Source organism: Achromobacter sp. 2789STDY5608621 (assembly GCF_001299375.1).
Classification (GTDB): Bacteria; Pseudomonadota; Gammaproteobacteria; order Burkholderiales; family Burkholderiaceae_B; genus Achromobacter; species Achromobacter insuavis.
The window spans coordinates 78,267-97,298 of the sequence record NZ_CYTU01000019.1; the positions used below are offsets into that span (position 1 = coordinate 78,267).

Sequence of the window (19,032 nt, forward strand, 5' to 3'; positions counted from 1 at the left end):
CCTCAGTTTCCATACCTCCGACCAGGGCACCACCCTGCAGGCCTGGCTGCCCTTGCCGCCGCCCTTCTCCGACGCCTCCGACGCCTCCCGCCCCGCATGACCGACCCTAGCTCCCCCATCCGACTGCTGCTGATCGACGACCACCCGCTGGTGCGCGACGGCCTGCGCCTGCGCCTGGAGACCGTGCCCCACCTGCAGGTGGTGGGCGAGGCCGGCAATGCCGCCGCCGCCCTGGCCTTCCTGCAGGCCTGCCTGGCCGAGGACCCGCAGGGCGGCGCCCTGCCCCACCTGGCGCTGATGGACCTGAACATGCCCGGCGTGGGCGGCCTGGAACTGACCGCGCAACTGCACGAGCGCTATCCGCAGATCGCCGTGCTGGTGCTGTCGATGCACGACAACGCCGAATACATGGTGCAGGCGGTGCGCGCCGGCGCCCGCGGCTACCTGCTGAAAGACGAGCCCGCCCAGGAGATCCTGGCCGCCATCGACGCGGTCATGACCGGCCGCACTTATTTCAGCGCCGCCGTGTCGCTGCGCCTGTCCCAGGCCAGCGCCCCGGCCACCCTGCTGACGCAACGCGAGCGCGATGTGCTGCGCCACATCGCCAGCGGCCACGCCAACAAGCAGATCGCCCAGGCGCTCGGCCTGTCGGTGCGCACGGTCGAGACCCACCGCCTGAACATCAAGCGCAAGCTGGGCATCGACGGCCAGGCCGAACTGATCAAGTACGCGGTCGAGAACCGCGGCGTATAACCCCTCTGGCGGACGGGTCTCCCCGGTGCGGGGCGTGCCCGCGCTGGGGTAGACTTGCGTGTTCATCGCCGTTGCCGGCGCGCAGCCCCAGGAGTCCCCATGTCATTGGAAAATCACTACACCGCCATTCTCGAAGCCCTGGGGGAAGATCCGTCCCGCGAAGGCCTGGCCGACACGCCGGCGCGCGCGGCCAAGGCCATGCGCCACCTGTGCCGCGGCTACACCCAGGACCTGGATGAAATCGTCAATGGCGCGCTGTTCACCTCCGACACGCGCGAGATCGTGCTGGTCAAGAACATCGAGCTGTATTCGCTCTGTGAGCACCACATGCTGCCCTTCATCGGCAAGGCGCATGTGGCCTACCTGCCCAACGGCAAGGTGCTGGGCCTGTCCAAGGTGGCCCGCATCGTCGAGATGTACGCCCGCCGCCTGCAGATCCAGGAAAACCTCAGCCGCCAGGTGGCCGAGGCGGTGCAGTCGGTCACCGGCGCCGCCGGCGTGGCCGTGGTCATCGAGGCCCAGCACATGTGCATGATGATGCGCGGCGTCGAAAAGCAGAATTCGTCCATGGTCACCTCCGTGATGCTGGGCGAGTTCCACGACAACCCGTCGACCCGCGCCGAGTTCCTCAGCCTGATCCGCTGAACCGCCGATACGCGCCTCGCCCCGCCCGGGCCACTGGAGACCCGGCCGGCGGCCTTGGCGCGACAATGAAGCGCTAGCGCCGCTCGCCCCGCACGACCATCCAGATGCCGCATCCCGACACCGCGGTGCCCAGCAGCATCAGCCACGACAGCGGCTCGTCGAACATGGCCCAGGCCCACAACAGGGTGACCGCCGGGCTCAGGTACAGCACGCTGGCGACCCGGGTGGGCGACGAACGTCGCAGGCAGATCCAGTACAGGCCGTAGCCGCCCAGCGTGGACAGCGCCGCCGTCCACAGCACGCTGAGCGCGAACCCCGCGCTGGGAACCGGCAGCAAGCTACCTTCCCTGCCCGCCAGCGCGGCGAAGGCCGCCGCCGAGATGGCGCATTGCAACCACAGATTGGACAGCAGCCCCATGGACGCGGGGGAATCGGCCCGCTTCTGCCACAGGGTCGCCAGCGCCAGCGACAGCATGCCCAGCAGCGGCAGGCCGTAGGTCCATAGCGGCGTCTCGCCCCATGCCAGGGCATCGCGCGTGACCAGGATCACGCCCAGCAATCCCAGCATCAACCCCAGCCAGACCCGCCTGTGCAGGCGCTGGCCAAGCAGGCCCGCGCCAAGCAGCGCCGTGCCGATCGGCAGGAGGTCGGCGATCAGTGCCGCCAACCCCGCGGGCACGCCGTACTCGATGCCCTTGGCGACGCCCGCCAGGTAACCCGCCATCGCCAGCAGGCCGATGCCGCCATGGCGCAGCAACAGCGCCGGCGGCGTGCGTCGCAACTCGCCTGTCACCCAGGGCAGCAGCGCCAGCGCCACCACCACGCAGCGCCAGAACACGACCAGGAAGGCCGGGGCGTGGTCGATGGAAAAGCGCGTGCCGACGAACCCGGAACTCCAGGTCACGACCAGCGCGGCCTCCAGCGCCAGCAGCGGCACAGCGGCCGGCGTGGCTGGCCGCGTCACGGTTGGCGCGGCGGCGGTGGCGTTGCGGGGATCCCCGCAGGACGTGGCAAGGTGGGTCATCGGCGGCTTCCTCATGACCTTGACCTTAAGGCCGCGCCATAATCAAATAAATCAAAATATATTTTCCATCTTGTTCACATAATCGAAACCATGAGCCGATCATTGGATATCGACCTGCTGCGCACTTTCCATGCCGTGGCCCGGTTGGGACAGTTCCGCGCCGCCGCCGAACATGTCCACCGCAGTCCGGCGGCGGTCAGCGTCCACATCCAGCGGCTGGAGGCCGTGGTCGGCGGCCGGCTGCTTGAGCGCGACAACCAATCGGTGACGCTGACGCCCTTGGGCCAGCGCGTCCTCGGCGGCACGACCGAGCTGCTGCGCGTGCACGACCGGGTGCTGGGCGGCATCCAGGGGAAGGCGCTTGCCGGGCGCATCAAGCTGGGCCTGCCCGACGAGTACGCGGCCCACGTCATCCGTGACGTCCTGCCGCTGTTCGCCGCGGACTGGCCGGACGTCGTGCTGGAAGTGACGACGGCGCCCAGCCTGGCATTGCGTGACCAGGTCGGCCGTGGCCGCCTGCATCTGGCGCTGGCGGCGCAAGCGATGGCCCGGCGGCCGGACGCGCAGTCCCTGGCCTCGACCACGCCGGTCTGGGTGGGTGGCGCCGGGCTGCAAGCGCCATTGCCCGATCCCGTGCCACTGGCCCTGCACGCGGCGCACTGCCCCTACCGGGAGGCGATGACGACCGCCCTGGATCGCGCAGGCCTGGCCTGGCGGGTGGTCTTGAGCAGTCCGTCGAGCCAGGCGGTCGAAGCCTGCGTCGAGTCGGGCCTGGCCGTCAGCCTGATCGATCGCTCGCGGGTGACGAACGCAATGCGGGTGCTGGCTGCGCTGCCCGCCATTGCCGCGCATGAGATCGTCCTGCTGCGCGCGACCTCGGCGCAGACCGACCCGGCCGCCGACCTGCTGGAGCAAACCATCCGGCGGCATTTCAGGCTCTAGCGCGACGCGCCGGATTGCCGATGACGGCGGAACCTGTCGGCCAGGGCCTGCCCGGCCCACCCCCGCTCCGCTAAAAGACTTAGGACGCCTGGACCGCCCTTCGCGCGGGGATGGCCACGTCCGCCCCAAGGTGGGGCCTTCTTGGCTCCTATCGAATACGGCATCTGGCCCTAGCGCTGTGGCCCCATCCGGGCAAACTGGCACCACAGGCCGCACCGGCACAAGCCGGTCGCATCGGGGCGCGGCCCATTCCCTACCGGAGCTCACCATGAACGCGTTATACCGCCTCATCCGCCGCAGCATCCTGGCCGGCCTGGCCGCCGCCCTGCTGGCCGCCCCCGCCTACGCCCAGACCCGCCTGACCGTGGGCTACCAGCTCATTGTCGGCCCCTTCCTGGCCGCCATCGCCGACGGCAGCTTCGACGCCGCCCTGAAAGAGGCCGGCTACCAGGTCGACTGGCGCCAGTTCACCTCGGGCGGCGACATCTCGACCGCGCTGGCCTCGGGCAACGTGCCGGTCGGCGTGCTCGGCTCGACCGGCATCACCTCCGCGGCCACCCGCGGCGTCGACCTGGAACTGTTCTGGATCCTGGACAACATCGGCAAATCGGAAGCGCTGGTGGCGCGCAACGGCTCCGGCATCAACAGCACCGCCGACCTGAAGGGCAAGCGCGTCGCCACGCCGTTCGTATCGACCTCGCACTTCCACCTGCTGGTCGGCCTGGAGCAGGTCTGGAAGATCAACCCGCGCGACGTGCGCATCCTGAACATGCAGCCGCCGCAGATCGTCGCCGCCTGGCAGCGCGGCGACATCGACGCCGCCTACGTCTGGCCGCCCGCCCTGACCGAGATCGAGAAGAGCGGCAAGGTCATCGCCGATTCGGAAGCCATCGGCCACGCCAGCGTGCCGACCTTCGACGGCCTGGTGACGGACCGCGCCTGGGCCGCCAAGAACCCGAAGTTCATGGCCGCCTTCACCGGCGTGCTGGCCAAGTCGTATGCGGCGTATCGCGCCAACCCCGCCGCCTGGACCGCCGATTCAGCCCAGGTCAAGAGTATCGTCAAGCTGATCGGCGGCAAGCCGGATGACGTGGCCGAGGCGCTCAAGCTGCTGACCTTCCCCACCGCCCAGGAACAGGCCTCGGCCGAGTGGCTGGGCGGCGGCAAGGACTCGGGCGCGGCGCGCGCCTTCGCCGCCAGCGCCAAGTTCCTCAAGGACCAGAAGCAGATCGACAAGGCGCTGGGCGACTACAGCGCCCACGTCACCGACCAGTACGCCAAAGCGGCCGCCAAATAGCCGCGGCGATGCGCCGGGCGCGCCGCAAGCCGCGCCCGCTCCCGGCGCCCGCCTGGCCGCGGGCGCCGCACCATGCAAGGGGACCTCGCATGACCTCACCCGCCACGCCCGCCGCGCAGGCCCTGCGCGCGGACCACGTCAGCGTCACCTATCCCGGGCTGCACGACAGCGGGCCGGTGATCGCGCTGCAGGACGTCAACCTGACCATCGAACCCGGCGAATTCGTCGTCGCGCTGGGCGCCTCGGGCTGCGGCAAGACCACGTTGCTGAGCCTGCTGGCCGGCTTCCTCTCGCCGACCGACGGCGAGATCACGCTCGGCGGGCGGCCCATCACCGGCCCCGGCGCCGATCGCGGCGTGGTGTTCCAGAAGCACGCGCTGCTGCCCTGGCTGAACGTGCTGGAGAACACCGAATTCGGCCTCAAGCTGCAAGGCGTGGACAAGGAGACGCGCCGCGCCCGCGCCCGCCGCAACCTGGAGCTGGTGGGACTGAAGGACTTCCACCGCCACATGATCTACCAGCTGTCCGGCGGCATGCAGCAGCGCGTGGGCATCGCCCGCGCCCTGACCTGCGATCCGGCCATGCTGCTGATGGACGAGCCGATGGCCGCGCTGGACGCGCTGACGCGCGAGACCATCCAGGAGCTGCTGCTGGATATCTGGCGCCAGACCGGCAAGATGTTCTTCTTCATCACCCATAGCGTGGAAGAGGCGTTGTTCCTGGGGTCGCGGCTGATCGTCATGTCGCCGCGCCCCGGACGCATCACCCACACCTTCCAGCCGGACTTCAACCGGCGCTACCTGGAGACGCGCGATGGACGCGGCATCAAATCAAGTCCCGACTTCATCGCCATGCGCGAACAAGTCCTCGGCATCATCTACGGCGACGAACTCGCCGCCTCCGACGCGCAGGCCGTCCATGCCTAGCGGGCTGGGCGGCCGTCGGCCCGCGGCGCCGGGCAAGGTCTACGGCGCGCCCGGGGCCGGCTACAGCGGCCACATCAGCCTGCTGACCAGCATCGCGCTGCTGGCGCTGTGGTTCCTGGCCACCAATGCCGGCTGGGTCAAGCCGCTGTTCCTGCCCTCGCCGCAGGCGGTGTACGGCAAGTTCGTGTCCGCCATGACCGACGGCGTGGCCAACTCGACCCTGGCCGAGCACGCCCTGGCCAGCCTGACGCGGGTGTTCTCGGCCTTCTTCCTGGCCTGCGCCACCGCGATCCCGGTCGGCATCCTGATGGGGGTGAACCGCTACGCCCGCGGCATCTTCGATCCGCCGATCGAGTTCTACCGCCCGCTGCCGCCGCTGGCCTACCTGCCGCTCATCATCATCTGGTTCGGCATCGGCGAATTCCCCAAGATCCTGCTGATCTACCTGGCCATCTTCGCGCCGATGGCGATCGCCGCGCGCGCCGGCGTGCGCTCGGTGTCGATCGAGCAGATCCACGCGGCCTACGCCATGGGCGGCACCCGCACGCAGATCGTCTGGCACGTGATCCTGAAGGCCGCCATGCCCGAGATCTTCACCGGCATGCGCATCGGCATCGGCGTCGGCTGGACCACCCTGGTCGCCGCCGAAATGGTGGCGGCGGACCGCGGCCTGGGCTTCATGGTGCTGAACGCGGCGCAGTTCCTGGCCAGCGACACGGTCATCATGGGCATCATCGTGATCGGGGTGTTCGCCTTCGCCTTCGATCTGCTGGTGCGGTATCTGGAGAAGTTCGCGATTCCCTGGAAGGGGCGGATCTAGGACGCTTGAACTGTAGCCCCGACCGCTCGCCGGGATTTCCCAGACACTGTCTGGGAAATCCCGGCATGGGCGCCGACTCAGAAGGCGACCGTACTCGACAGCATCCACGTCCGCGGCGCCGCCGACGAAATGAAGTTGCGCCCCGAGATCGTCCAATAATGATCGTTCAGCACATTGTTGACGGTGGCCAGGAAGGTAACGTCGTAACCCGCCACCCGGGTCGCGTAGCGCGCCCCGACATCGAAGCGCCGCCACGAACCGATGCGCTGGGTGTTGGCCAGGTCGACGTAGGCCGCCCCGGTATGGATCATGCGGCCGGTCAGCGTCAGGCCCGGGATGGCGGCCAGGTCATGCTCCAGCCCCAGATTGACGTTGAGCTGCGGCACGCCGATGGCCCGATGGCCATCGTTGATGCCGTTGGCCGTGGTCAGCATCTTCGCGTCGATCCAGGCGACTCCGCCCAGGACGCGCGTGCCCGGCGTCACCTCGCCAAACGCCTCCAGTTCGACGCCGCGGTTACGCTGGCGTCCGGCCGCCTTGAACACGTTGTCGGCGTCCAGGAAGGCGCTGGTCTTGCGAATGTCGAAGTAGGCCAGGGTCAGCCCGTATTCGCCGCGATCCCATTTCACGCCGATCTCGTGCTGGCGTGAGATATAGGGCGCCAATTGCGCGCTGGCATTGCGCGCGCCGGCGGGCGCGGTGTCGCCGCGCGTCAGCGCCTCGGCGTAGTTGGCATAGACCGACAGGCCACCGCCGAGCTTGTACAGGGCGGCGTAGGTGGGCACCACGCGCGACTCGTCGTAGCTGCCTTTCTTGAGCGACTGGTGGCGCGCGGCCAGGGTGACCAGCAGCCTGTCCTCGAACAGGCCGATGGTGTCGGCGGCGGCCACGCTGTTCAGGTACTGCGCGGGGCTGTCCACGCCGGCCACGTGCGGCGCGCCGTCGGCAAACGGGTCCGGCACATTGACCTGCTCGTAGATGGTGCCGACGACCGGCGCGGACAGCGGCCGCGACACCTCGCGCAGATTGCGCAGTTGCTGCCGCTGCCGCACCATGCTGAACGCCAGCCGGTGCGAGGTCGGCCCCAGCCGGGCCTCGCCGCGCACGCCCAGGTCGCCGACCTCGTTGACCTGGTCCCACAGCATGCTGGTGGCGCTGGCGTAGCGATAGCGTCCCTCGCCGTCGATGGTGGTCTGGTCGATGTAATAGCGCGTCGGCGCGCTTTCCTTGAGCTTGCCGTAGCGTGCATAGGCCGTCCACCCCGGCGTGAAATCCCACTCCCCGCCCACCACGCCGAAGCGCTGGCGCACGTCCAGGACTTCCCACGAGGGTTTGGGATGGATGTCGGGATCGGGCACCGACGGCACGCTAGCGCCGGGGGCCAGCAGCCAGTGATTGAACATGGGCGTGGAACGGCGCCGTGTGTAGCCCGCGTCGAGCGTGGCGCGCACGTTGGCGCCGCGATAATCGAGCGCCACCTGCATCGCATCCAGGCGCCGCCGGGCGTCGTCATAGCGCTTGCCGTTCTCGGCGGTGGCGTTGACGCGGATGCCCCATTGCCGGTTTTCGCCCAGGCGCTCGCCCAGGTCCACGTGCGTGCCGAACAGGGCCTTGTCGGTGGCATAGGCGGAAACCACGCGCACGGGCGCATCGGTGGCGCGCTTGGGCACCAGGTTGAAGGTGCCGCCGACGGTGCTGCCGTAGCCCGAACCGCCGATCAGCGCGGCGGCCGGCCCCTTGAGGATCTCCACCCGCTCATAGTGCTGGATCGGGATGTTGCTGTAGGCGAACAGGCCTTCCAGGCCGTCGAACAGATAGGCGTCGCTGTTGGTCAGGAAGCCGCGGATCGAGCTCTGGTCCAGCGGCGAGGTGGCCGACAGGCTGGTGCGGATGGAGGGGTCGTTGGCGACGATGTCGTTCATCGTGCGCGCGCCCTGGTTGCGGATCAGCTCGCTGGTGAACGACTTGGTGGCGAACGGCGTCTCGAACACGTCGCCATAGCCCAGCATGCCGAGACGGCTGCCGCGCGCCACTTGGCCGCCGGCAAAGGCCGGCGGCAATTCCGCCGCGAGCGCCATGGACGATCCCGGCACCGTGATCTCGGGCAGCGTCACGGCGCCGTGGTCGACGGCGCGGCGCAGCGCATAGCCGCCGCCGGACCGCGGCACGGCATCGATGCCGGTGTCGCGTAGCAGCTGCCGCAGCGCCTGGTCGACGCTGAAGTCGCCCGACAGGCCCGCCGTGCGCGCGTCCGCCACCAGGGCGGCGTCATAGCTCAGGTTGACGCCGGCGATGCGGCCATAGCGCGCCAGCGCCTGGTCCAGCGGCCCCGCGGCGATGTCATAGCGCTGCCGCGCCGCCAGATCGGGCGCGGCGGCTTGCGCCTGGGCCAGGCCGACGCCGGGAATGGCGCCATCGGCGGCGGCGCCGGCAAGGGCCAGCACCATCAGGGGCAGGACGCGGCGCCGGCGGGGGCCGACAACCGGAAGAAGGCGGGACGGTACGGTCATGGATCACTCGATTCAGTCGTGTCGGACCCGCCACGCGCGGGTCTTCTACCTTTCATGCCGTGTGAGGCGCCGCAATCCCCTCAGCCCCGCCCGGAAAAGATGTAACAACGACGAATCAGCCCGCGCCCTCATGCGCCGGCCAAGGGCAGCAGCCGGATCCAGTAGCCCGCCAGGCGCGACACCCGCACCGGCAACGATTGTTCGATGAAGCGCAGGGTTTCATCCGGCCGGTCGAGATGGAAGACGCCGGAGATGCGCAGTTCCGCCACGGCGGGATCGCAGCGGATGCGGCCGTGCGCATAGCGGTCGAGCTCGGCCGCCAGGTCCGCCAGGCGGATGTCGCGGCCGGCCAGCATGCCGTCGGTCCAGGCGTCGGGCGCATAGCCCAGGCTGTCGGCGGCCCGCACGCCGTTGCGCTCGAGCCAGCGGCTCTCGCCGGCCTGGGCCAGCGCCCGGGTCCCGGGCGCATCCGCCGGATGCAGGGCGACCGCGCCTTGCAGCACGCTGACCCGCGCCCGCTCCCCCGCCAGCCGCACCACGAAGCGCGTGCCCAAGGCCTGCAGCCGGCCGGCCGGCGTGTCGACCCAGAACTCGCGGCGGGCGGCATGGCCGGCATCGGCGCCGGTCTCGACCAGGATTTCGCCGCGCATCAGCGTGACCAGGCGCAGCGCGGCGTCCATGCGCACGCGCACCGCGCTGTCGGCGTTGAGCACCAGCTTCGTGCCATCCGCCAGCACCACGGCGCGGCGCTCGCCAATGGCCGAGCTAGCGTCCGCCACCAGGCGCTGCCAGGGCGCTTCCACGTAGGCCAGCCAGCCCACCGTGCCGCTGGCCAGCGCGGCGCCGGACAGGGTCAACAGCTTGAGGGCGCGGCGCCGCGCCTGGCAGGCCTGGGCGCTGTCCAGCGCTTGCAACGCCGCATTGCCGGGTTTGCCGCTGACCGCGGCGAACGGCGCCTTCAGCGCCGTCACCTGCCGCCAGGCCTGCGCGTGGCGCGCGTCGGCGGCCAGCCAGGCCTGGAAGGCGTCGCGCGTGCGGGCGGAAGGCTCGCCGTAATCCACCCTGACGGCCCAGGCGATGGCCGCGTCGATCATCTCCGGCGGCACGCCGGCCGCGCGGCTCATGCCTCGGCCTGCAACGCCAGGCAGGCGCGCAGCCCCTGGGCGACGTAGCGCTCGGCCGTCGCCAGCGACACCCCCAGGCGCGCGGCGATCTTCGGGCAGCTCAGCCCTTCCAGCTGCGCCAGCAGGAACGCCTTGCGCGCCAGCGGCTTGAGCGTGTCCAGCATGCGATCGATCTGGATCAGCGCTTCCAGCAGCTCCAGGCGCAATTCGGGCGAAGGCGCCCAGGCCTCGGGCTGCGCGGCCAGCGCCTCGAGCCAGGCCTGCTCCAGGTCGCGCCGGCGCCAGTGGTCCACCACCAGCCCATGGGCGATGGTGCGCAGATAGGCGCGCGGCTCGCGCATGGCCATGACGGCGGCGCGATCGCGCCGCGCCAGCAGGCGCACGAACACGTCCTGGGCCAGGTCGGCCGCGTCGAACGCGTTGTCGAGCTTGCGCACCAGCCACGTGCGCAGCCAGCTGTAGTGATGGGTGTAGAGGGTATGTACGGTCTGCGGCACGGCAAGGTCGCTGGGGGACATCTCGTGGCCTGCACGCGAGACGGGCGCGGCGGCGAGGCAGCCTCGGTGGCGGGCCTGGCCGGGTCGAGATCAATTGTGAACGATTATCGTTATTGTAGACAGGGGAAAGAATGCTTGGCAACGCGACCCGGCCCGCCGTGCCCGCGCCAGCCCCGCCGCCGCCCTGGCGCGCGTTCCATTTTTCCGCCCGCGCGCGCAAACAGACCGCCCCGGCAGGGCAATCCCCCATTCCTTTCGCCCACGCCGCTCCTCTATCCTGGGGTTCCGTCCCTGCTCCCGCCCGACGCCCGGCGCCGCGGCGGCCAGGGCGCGCCGCCACTTCAAGGAGCCGCCATGTCCAGCCAGGCCTCGATGCTCAAGCCTGTGTTGTGGGAACGCCTGTTCGAACGGGAGAGCGCGCCCAACCTCAGCCTGCAGGGACGCGTGCGGCAGATGCTGGTGTCGGCCATTCTCAGCGGGCACCTGCCGCCGGGCGCGCCGGTGCCGTCCAGCCGCTACCTGGCCGACCAGCTGGGCATCGCCCGCAACACGGTGGTGTTCGCCTACCAGCAGCTGGTCAGCGAGGGCTACCTGGAATCGCGCGAGCGCAGCGGCCACTTCGTGCACGACGGCGTGCTGGAAGGCCGCGCCGCGCCCGCCGCCGGCGAACCGGGCCTGGCGCCGCCGGCCGACCAGATCCGCTGGGACGAACGGCTGCGCTTCCGGCCCAGCCGGCAGCGCAACATCATCAAGCCGCGCGACTGGCAGACGCAGCCCTACCCGTTTGTCTACGGCCAGTTCGACCAGGACCTGTTCCCCACCGCCGACTGGCGCGAATGCTGCATCAAGGCGCTGTCGGTGCTGGACATCCGCAGCTGGGCACCGGACCTGATCACCCACGACGACAGCGCCCTGATCGAGCAGATCCGCACCCAGGTGCTGCCGCGCCGCGGCATCTGGGCCGACGCCGAAGAGATCGTGGTCACCGTCGGCGCGCAGCACGCGCTCTATCTGCTGGCCGACCTGCTGGTCAACGAAGACACCGTGGTCGGCATGGAGGACCCGGGCTATCCCGATGCCCGCAACATCTTCGCCAGCCACACCCGCCACCTGCTGCCGTTGCCGGTGGACGAACAGGGGCTGTGCACCGGCACCCAGCTGCTGGGCTGCGACTATCTGTTCGTCACGCCCGGCCACCAGTGCCCCACCACCGTGACCCTGTCGCCGGCCCGCCGCGAGGCGCTGCTGACGCTGGCGCGCCAGGCCGACAGCCTCATCATCGAAGACGATTTCGAAAGCGAAAGCCGCTGGGGCGACGGCGCCATCCCGGCGCTCAAGAGCCTGGACCGCGACGGTCGCGTGATCTACGTCGGCAGCCTGGCCAAGTCGTTCGCGCCGGGGCTGCGCATCGGCTATATCGTCGCGCCGCGCGAGCTCACGGCCGAACTGCGCGCGCTGCGCCGGCTGATGCTGCGCCATCCCTCGGCCTATATCCAGCGGGCGTTCTCGCTGTTCATTTCGCTGGGGCACCATCATTCGCTGCTGCGGCGGCAATCGCAGGCCTATCAGAAGCGCGGCACTGAGTTGGCCGAGGCGCTGGCGCACTGGCTGCCCGACTTCACCGCCGTGCCCATCACCGGTTCTTCCTCGTGCTGGCTGAAAGGCCCGGAATGGCTGGACGCCACCGAATTGGCGCAGGCCGCGCTGGCCGAAGGCGTGGTGGTGGAACCGGGCCAGGTGTTCTTCATGGATGCGGCCGGCGCGCCGCGCAACTTCCTGCGGGTCGGCTTCACCTCGATCCGCGCCGAGCATATCGGTCCGGGCATCGAGAGACTGGCGCAGGTGGTGCGCCGCTTCCGCCTGCGGGCGGCCGCCTGAACCGGCGTTGAAATGGAAGCAGTCCGATTTATCGGCTGATTCAACGCAGGGCTCGCCAAACTCAAGTTCAATCCCATTCCAGCAAGGACGCGCAGGAGGATTTCTTCCGGGAATCCTCCTGCGCGTCCTTGCTTGATTTCCGAACGGGCGGCCAGGAAATGCCGCCCGCCGCGTTTGCAGCGATGTCGAGAAAACCCGCCGCGACAGCCCCACCTTCCAACGGGCGCACGTCCCATCACCATGAACAAGATCTACTCACTCAAATATGATCATCGGCACCAGTTGATCGCGGTATCCGAGTTATGCGGCGGACGCAAACGTGGCTCGACGACGGCCCCCCCCCGGTCGGCCAGCGCAAGAATGCCGATCGGCAAGCTATCGGCCGCCCTGCCCCTGTTGTTCGCCAGCCTGTGTCCAGGCATCGCGGGCGCCAGTTACGTAAGCATCGACATCCCCTACCAGACCTACCGGGATTTCGCCGAAAACAAGGGGGCTTTCCAGCCTGGCGCGCTGGGCGCTCCCATCCACGACAAATCGGGCGCCCTGCGCGGCCGCTTGAGCGGCGACATTCCGTTCATCGATTTCTCCAGCGTCAGCGACGACAACGGGATCGCAACGTTGATCGCACCGCAATACACCGCCGGCGTGGCGCACAATGGCAGACATGACAGCGCCCGCTTTGCCGGCGTGACCTACTCCCAGATCCGCAGGGACGTGCACCCGGATTACCACCGCGAGAGGGATTGGACCCAGGAATGGGATTTCGATCTCAACCGGCTGGGCAAACTGGCCACCGACGTGGCGCCAGTCGCCACCTTTCCGGTGGCGCGCACGTCGACACCATTGCTTTCCATGGGCGACGCGGATCTCTGGACAGAAGAAGAGAAAAAGCGATTCCCATTGTTCTATCGTGTCGGCATGGGTATCCAGTTCGTCGGCGATCATCCCGAAAGGGGCCTCGACTCCGCGAACGAAACGATCGCAATCCCGCCCGGCGCGCATAAGCTCGGTTATGCGTACAAATGGGCGACAGGCGGCATCGTGACGCCGACATGGTCGAATGAGACGTTTGTCGTCGCGCGGGGAGACAACGGCCTGTTGCCCTCATTCGCGCTGCACGGCGACAGCGGTTCCCCATTGTTCGCCTGGGATGCCGAGCATAAGCAGTGGGTGCTTGCTGGCGTGACGGCGGATCTTAAATTGCCCGACGATGCGAGTTACGTCTACTGGTCGCACCTGCCATCGGACTTTATCGCCAGCGTTTTCGACAAGGACAATGATCCGGAAGTGGTCTTCGCGGCAGGCAAAGGCCCATTGCAATGGTCATTCGATCGCGCGCAGGGCGTGGGCAGCCTGACCCAGCAGGACCGCCAGTTCCTGATGCATGGCTACAAGAAGACGCCGGGCTTGGCCTATGCGGACGGCAACAGCGCGCTCGACTTCGAAGGTCTCGACGCCGGCAAGAACCTGTCCTTGCGCACCGCCGACGGCACCGGCCGTGGCGAAATCACCTTGCAAGACACGATCAACCAGGGAGCCGGCTCGCTGACCTTCCACGACAGCTACGAGGTTTCCCCGGAAACGGACCAGACCTGGATGGGCGGCGGCATCGACGTCAAGGAAAGCGCCACCGTGGTCTGGCGCGTCAACGGCGTGGCCGGCGACAACCTGCACAAGATCGGCCGCGGCACCCTGACCATCGCGGGCCAAGGCGTCAACCCGGGCGGCCTGAAAGTGGGTGACGGCAAGGTGATTCTGTCGCAACGGCCGGACGCCGGCGGCAACGTCCAGGCGTTCGACGGCATCACCCTGTCCAGCGGCCGCGCCGAAGTCGTGCTTGGCGACGGCAGGCAGGTCGACCCCGACCGTATCCAATGGGGCGCTCGCGGCGGGGTCCTGAACCTCAATGGCAATGACATCACGTTCAATCGACTGCACGCCAATGCCAAAGACCATGGCGCCACGATCACCAACACCGCGACGAAGACAGCAACCGTAACCATCAACCTCGCGCCCGTGGCCCCGCCAACGGTAAGCGATTACATACGGATGCCGGTCAGGGCGGGCGCCGGGCAACGGGGCGACCTTTATAAACAAGGGCTCAGCTTTTTCGTCCTGAAGCAGAACACCTTTGGCGCCGTCCCGACCTACGGTTCCGTGGCCAGCAACGACGACTGGGAATACGTGGGACAAACCTTGACCGTCGCGCTGGAGAAGGCGAACGAGCGCAAGCGGGAGTACTTCCCCGGACAGACGGAATTCCTGTTCTCGGGAACCCTGCGGGACAACCTCGACGTCCGCATCGCCAACCCGCCGAAAACGGTCTTCATCGCCGACGGCGGCATGGACCTCGGCGAAAACGCGTTCACGCAGCGGCAAGGCGAACTGGTCTTCCAGGGCCATCCAGTGATCCATGCGATCAACACCCCGGATGATGCGCGCAAGCTGCTCGATCTCGGGGATGACTCCGTCTGGACGCAATCCGTGTCGTTTGACCAGCCGGATTGGGAAACGCGCGAGTTCGCCGTCGGGAAACTGGCGCTGACAGACACCACTTTCCGCTTGTCACGCAACGCCACCCTGCTGGGCGACATTGTCGCGGAGCGCGCGCAGGTCATCCTGGGCAGCCCGCTGCTGTACCTCAACAGGAACGATGGCGGACCGCTGGGCCAGGAACCGCTGAAAGGCACATCCATCGCCAGCACGGACGCCGACAAGAGCCGTTACCAGGGCAAGGTTTCCCTGGGCGGACACTCAACACTGGACATCCACGAGCAATTCGCGGGCGCCATCGATGCCGGCGACAGCGCCATCAATGTCTTTTCCGATCAGGCGACGTTGACCGGCTACAGCCGCTTCAGCGCCAGCGCATTGACGCTGCACCGCGGCGCGCATCTGCGGGGAGCCGCCGGCTGGTATGGCGACAGCGTCATCACGGTGGCCGACGGCGCGGCGCTGACGCTGTCCGGCAACACCGCGAGCCTGCCATCGACCGACATCCGCCCGGCCGATTACTTCACCAACGGCATCCATCTGCTGGGCAGCGATGCCAGCGTGCACATGGCGCCCGGCAGCCATTCGTTCAGCGATATCTCCAGCCTGACGGCAAGCCACATCACATTGGGCACGCCGGCCGCAACCGCGCCGCCCCAGACCGTGTATGCCGGAGCCGTGACCGCCGCCCAGGCGGACATGCAGGCAAACGACCATTCCCGCTGGATCATCACGGGGGATTCCACGCTGAAATCGCTGCGCGCCAGCAACGCGATCCTGGGTTTCGACGACAAGGACCTGACGCAACAGGCGTTCATGACGCGGGCGAATCCCGGCTCTGCGCTGGCATTGAATCCGCCTCCGGCCGGGACGACGAAGGCGTCCTACACGCTGACCGTCGACACCGTTGCCGCATCGGACAGCGTGTTTGCCCTGCGCGTCGACCCGACCAGCGGCGAGCATGACCAGTTGACGGTCAGCACCCAGCTTGACGGCAGCGGCAACCGCTTGCGAATCACCGATTTCGGCATCCCTCGAAGCGGCGCTGCCGCGCAGGCCAGGGAAACGCTGCTGGTGAGCGCCCCATCATCCACGCCGGCAGACCTGTTCACGCTGGAGCAGGCTTTCGCAAACGTCGATGTCGCCGATACGCCAGCCCAGGGCAATCCATGGTTGGGCGGCCTTGCGGTCAGCCATGACGCGGACCAACGGCAATGGCGGCTCATCAGCCTGCGCAGCGATGCCCCCTGGCGGCTGATGCAAGATCGCCAGTTCGATTTGCTGCATCTGCCGACGGCGGGTCGCGTGGAATTGTCCCAACCCGGCGCGGGCTGGACCCCGCACACCCTGCAGACCGACACGCTGATCGCCAGCGGCGTGCATTTCGCCCTGAGCGCGCGGCCGCAAAGCGGCGAAAGCGACAGCATCCTCATCACCACCCTGGCCCAGGGCGGCGACAACAGCCTGGATCTCACGCTCCTGGTACACGACCCCGTGCCGCCCGACAGCAGCGGCGCCCTGCTGCTGGCAGCCGCCCCCGTGACGACGGCGGACAGTTATTTCAAACCCGGCTCCGTCACGCAGGGGCTCACCGTCTACACGCCCAATCTGGAAATCGTCAGCAACGGCACGCTGAAGAAATGGCAATTGGCATACAAGGGGCGCCCGGAGGCCTTGCCGCCCGGCGAGACACCGACGCCCGGCGATGCGCCGACGACGCCGCTGCCAGGCGATGCCGGTGGCGGCGACAAGGCAGAGCCCCCGCTCGGCACCGGATCGACCGACACGCCTCCCGGCGCGGACGCCACCGGCCCTGCCGATAACCCCGCCGACACGGGCGCCACCGGTCCCGTCGCCCCGCCAGCCGAGAAGGAACCCGGCCTGGATCCGCCCCCTGTCGGCACACCGGATACGGGTACCGCTGCGCGCGGCACGGGCGGCCTGTCGCTGTTCACGCCATTCTCATTGAGACTGTCCGACTTGGACGCCCTGCAATCGCGCGGGGGAATCATCGACCGGTTGCAACAATCCGGCATCACCGCGAACGATGACACCATCAAGCAGATTACCTCGGTACGGCGACAAATCCTCCGCACCAGCGTGCTGGCCAGCCTGCCGAAGGTCGCTTTCGTGCTTGAGACCAACCAGCTCAACAAACGGTTGGGAGACGTGCGCCAATTGAATGAACAAGCCGGGCTATGGTTCAAGACCAGCCACGGCCAGGCCGACTACGAGCAACTGCACCTGAAACACACCATGCTGCAACTGGGTCTTGACCGCAAGCTGGGCAGGCAGTTGTATGGCGTCATGGGAAGCTACACCCAAGGGTCCGCCCGAGGAGAAGGCGATCTGTCGGAAAAGCACACCACGGGCGGCATCGGCGTCTACTACGCGTGGATCAACGAGAACGGCCCCTTCATCGACGTCGTCGCCAAGTACTTGAAAACCCGCCAGACCTACCATCTGCCGGTCAACCTGAACATTGACGGCCAGGACGCGCGATCCACGTCGCTGCTGGCCAGCGTGCAGGCGGGATGGCGGCAGAACCTGTTCAATGGCCGCGCCTTCATCGAACCCTCGATCGAAGTGGCCACCGGCCGCACCAGCGCCTATACGCTGCACGGCGCCGACAACAGCGTCGATGTGCAGATCAATGCCAGCACGCCGATCTATGCCAAGATCGGCGCCGCTGCCGGGTTGACCCTGGAGTCGGACGAACAGCATGCGCTGACCCTGTCCGCGGGGCTGTTCCGGCTGCAGAACCTGCGGCGCGGCGGCAGTGTCGAGATCCTGAACAACAGCGTTCCGGGAGACAGGTTGAGCAATCCGATGGCGGACGACAGCCGTTATCTGGTCAACGTGTCGCTCAACGCCAGGCTGTCGCCCAACTGGCGCGTTTACAGCCAGGTCGAAAGCAGCTTCGCCGGCAAACTGAAACACGACTACAGCGGCCAGGTCGGTGTGCGCTATCAGTTTTGAACCAGGATCGGCGTAATACGGCCGCCTGACGCCGCCGACGCCGCCATACGCGCCATCGTATGGAAAATAATATTTTTTCATTGGAACTCGCATGGCCAGGTCCAGATAATGGCTCCACATAAAAAAACCATACGGAGACATCAACATGACCAAGCCATGCATGGCGAGGCGCTTGCGGCTGGGCGCCGCCCTCGCGCTCGCCCTGGGCTTTTCCCCCGCCTGGGCCCAGGCCCCCTATCCCGCCAAGCCCATCACATTGATCGTGCCCTTCGCCGCGGGCGGCGGCGCGGACGTGGTGGCGCGCCTGGTGGCGGCGAAACTGCCGCAGCAGCTGGGCGGCCAGACCGTCATCGTCGACAACAAGCCGGGCGCCTCGGGCAACATCGGCGCGCAGCAGGTGGCGCGCGCGGCGCCTGACGGCTATACCTTCCTGCTGACCAACAGCACGCTCACGATCAACGCCGCGCTGCAGATGCGCGGCACGCCGGACGTGAAAAAGAGCCTGACGCCGATCTCGCTGCTGGTGTCGGCGCCGGTGGCGCTGGGCGTCAATCCCGCGATTCCCGCCAAGACGGTGCCGGAACTCGTCGCCTATATCCAGCAGAACAAGGACAAGCTGAGCTATTCGTCCTGCGGCAACGGCACGCCCCAGCATTTCGTGGGCGAGTCGGTCAAGCAGATGGCGAAACTGGACATCGTCCACGTGCCCTACAAGGGTTGCGCGCCCGCCATCAACGACGGGCTGGGCAACCAGGTGCCGGTGCTGTTCAGCACGATTCCCAACCTGGCCCCGCATGCGGACGCCGGCAAGCTGCGGATGATCGCGGTGGCCTCCAGGCAGCGGGTCTCGTTCCTGCCCAACGTGCCCGCCATCGCCGAGACCGCGCCCTTCGGCGACCTCGACATTTCCGTGTGGTTCGGCATCCTCGGCCCGCGCGATCTGCCCGCGGACGTGAAGACCAGGTTCGAGCAGGCGGTGGCCGCGACGATGGGCAACCCCGCCGTGCAACAGGAGTTCCGCGACCGCTACTACGAGGTGGTCGAGGCCGGCCCGGCCGCGATGACCCGGCAACTGGACACCGACCTGGGACTGTACAGCGCCCTGGCCAGCAAATCGGGCATCTCGCTGGACCCGCAATAGCCA

At 68.0% G+C, this 19,032-nt stretch carries 13 protein-coding genes; 9 read left to right on the forward strand and 4 right to left on the reverse strand.

The window, feature by feature from the left end:
* Window positions 1–96 precede the first annotated feature (96 nt).
* Together AOZ53_RS18565 and folE are read left to right on the forward strand one after the other, a co-directional pair.
* Window positions 97–753 carry a response regulator gene (locus tag AOZ53_RS18565; protein ID WP_054430637.1) on the forward strand — a complete coding sequence of 219 codons (657 nt, stop codon included), beginning with the start codon at window positions 97–99 and terminating at the stop codon, window positions 751–753.
* Between the two features lie 99 nt (window positions 754–852).
* The gene (gene folE / locus AOZ53_RS18570; protein WP_006395285.1) at window positions 853–1,398 is read left to right on the forward strand and encodes a GTP cyclohydrolase I FolE; all 546 of its coding nucleotides are present in this window, start codon (window positions 853–855) and stop codon (window positions 1,396–1,398) included.
* A 73-nt stretch (window positions 1,399–1,471) separates the two neighbouring features.
* Here folE and AOZ53_RS18575 read toward each other — a convergent pair whose 3' ends face one another.
* Complete coding sequence (locus tag AOZ53_RS18575) at window positions 1,472–2,422, reverse strand: DMT family transporter (protein ID WP_054488837.1); 951 nt, start codon at window positions 2,420–2,422, stop codon at window positions 1,472–1,474.
* A gap of 102 nt (window positions 2,423–2,524) precedes the next feature.
* On the opposite strand from AOZ53_RS18575, the gene AOZ53_RS18580 reads away from it, so the two are divergent.
* From AOZ53_RS18580 to AOZ53_RS18595, 4 genes are all read left to right on the forward strand, one after another.
* Window positions 2,525–3,364, forward strand: coding sequence for a LysR family transcriptional regulator (locus AOZ53_RS18580; protein ID WP_369816834.1), 840 nt, complete (start codon window positions 2,525–2,527; stop codon window positions 3,362–3,364).
* Window positions 3,365–3,632: 268 nt separating this feature from the next.
* Complete coding sequence (gene tauA / locus AOZ53_RS18585) at window positions 3,633–4,661, forward strand: taurine ABC transporter substrate-binding protein (RefSeq protein ID WP_054488841.1); 1,029 nt, start codon at window positions 3,633–3,635, stop codon at window positions 4,659–4,661.
* Between the two features lie 89 nt (window positions 4,662–4,750).
* Window positions 4,751–5,587 carry a taurine ABC transporter ATP-binding protein gene (locus AOZ53_RS18590; RefSeq protein WP_054430641.1) on the forward strand — a complete coding sequence of 279 codons (837 nt, stop codon included), beginning with the start codon at window positions 4,751–4,753 and terminating at the stop codon, window positions 5,585–5,587.
* A complete protein-coding gene (locus AOZ53_RS18595) occupies window positions 5,580–6,407 on the forward strand; it encodes an ABC transporter permease subunit (protein ID WP_054430642.1) in 828 nt (275 codons plus the stop codon). Before AOZ53_RS18590 ends, AOZ53_RS18595 begins: the two co-directional genes overlap by 8 nt.
* A 77-nt stretch (window positions 6,408–6,484) precedes the next feature.
* Here AOZ53_RS18595 and AOZ53_RS18600 read toward each other — a convergent pair whose 3' ends face one another.
* From AOZ53_RS18600 to AOZ53_RS18610, 3 genes are all read right to left on the reverse strand, one after another.
* Window positions 6,485–8,917 carry a TonB-dependent receptor gene (locus AOZ53_RS18600; RefSeq protein ID WP_054488843.1) on the reverse strand — a complete coding sequence of 811 codons (2,433 nt, stop codon included), beginning with the start codon at window positions 8,915–8,917 and terminating at the stop codon, window positions 6,485–6,487.
* 128 nt (window positions 8,918–9,045) lie between these two features.
* Window positions 9,046–10,041: a FecR domain-containing protein gene (locus AOZ53_RS18605; protein WP_054488844.1), complete on the reverse strand. Its 996-nt coding sequence runs from the start codon at window positions 10,039–10,041 to the stop codon at window positions 9,046–9,048.
* Complete coding sequence (locus tag AOZ53_RS18610; RefSeq protein WP_054488846.1) at window positions 10,038–10,559, reverse strand: sigma-70 family RNA polymerase sigma factor; 522 nt, start codon at window positions 10,557–10,559, stop codon at window positions 10,038–10,040. Before AOZ53_RS18610 ends, AOZ53_RS18605 begins: the two co-directional genes overlap by 4 nt.
* A 333-nt stretch (window positions 10,560–10,892) precedes the next feature.
* Here AOZ53_RS18610 and AOZ53_RS18615 point away from each other — a divergent pair, with 333 nt between their 5' ends.
* The 3 genes from AOZ53_RS18615 to AOZ53_RS18625 all read left to right on the forward strand — a co-directional run bounded on the left by AOZ53_RS18615 (window position 10,893) and on the right by AOZ53_RS18625 (window position 19,029).
* A complete protein-coding gene (locus tag AOZ53_RS18615; protein WP_054430643.1) occupies window positions 10,893–12,416 on the forward strand; it encodes a MocR-like pyridoxine biosynthesis transcription factor PdxR in 1,524 nt (507 codons plus the stop codon).
* 240 nt (window positions 12,417–12,656) lie between these two features.
* Entirely contained in the window at window positions 12,657–17,888 is a 5,232-nt protein-coding gene (locus tag AOZ53_RS18620) for a S6 family peptidase (RefSeq protein ID WP_082385679.1), read from the forward strand.
* A 145-nt stretch (window positions 17,889–18,033) separates the two neighbouring features.
* The gene (locus AOZ53_RS18625; protein ID WP_054430644.1) at window positions 18,034–19,029 is read left to right on the forward strand and encodes a tripartite tricarboxylate transporter substrate binding protein; all 996 of its coding nucleotides are present in this window, start codon (window positions 18,034–18,036) and stop codon (window positions 19,027–19,029) included.
* Window positions 19,030–19,032 lie beyond the last annotated feature (3 nt).